Source organism: Myxococcus llanfairpwllgwyngyllgogerychwyrndrobwllllantysiliogogogochensis (genome assembly GCF_006636215.1).
GTDB classification, from domain to species: Bacteria; Myxococcota; Myxococcia; order Myxococcales; family Myxococcaceae; genus Myxococcus; species Myxococcus llanfairpwllgwyngyllgogerychwyrndrobwllllantysiliogogogochensis.
This window is the reverse complement of record NZ_VIFM01000978.1, coordinates 1-391: the sequence shown is the minus strand read 5'-3', so window position 1 is coordinate 391 and position 391 is coordinate 1. Positions and strand designations below refer to the sequence as shown.

Below are 391 nucleotides of genomic sequence, written 5' to 3'. Positions count from 1 at the left end.
GTCACCGATGCCCCCCGCGTTCCGCTTCTTCGCCCGATGGCCCCTGCCGGCGCTCCACGCGCTGGGCGCGGTGCTGGGCTGGATCGCCTTTCTCGCGTCGCCCACGTACCGCCGCCGCTTTCTCGCCAACGCCGCGCTGGCCGGCTATCCGTTCGCGCGCGTGCGCTCCGCGGTGGCCCATGCGGGCCGCATGGCGGCCGAGCTGCCGCGGCTCTGGCTGCATCCCGAGGCGCCGCCCTGCCGCGTGGAGGGCGCCGAATGCGTGGAGCGTGCCTGGGCGGCCGGCCGGGGCATCGTGTTCCTGACGCCGCACATCGGCTGTTTCGAGCTGTCGGTGCAGATCGCGGCGCGGCGCTGGGCGGAGCAGCACGGGCCCGTCACGGTGCTCTAC

At 75.2% G+C, this 391-nt stretch carries 1 protein-coding gene; it reads left to right on the top strand.

Annotated features, from left to right (window positions below):
• Window positions 1-391 (top strand): lysophospholipid acyltransferase family protein (locus tag FJV41_RS57650; protein ID WP_497812694.1); only part of this gene is annotated, 391 nt, incomplete at both ends.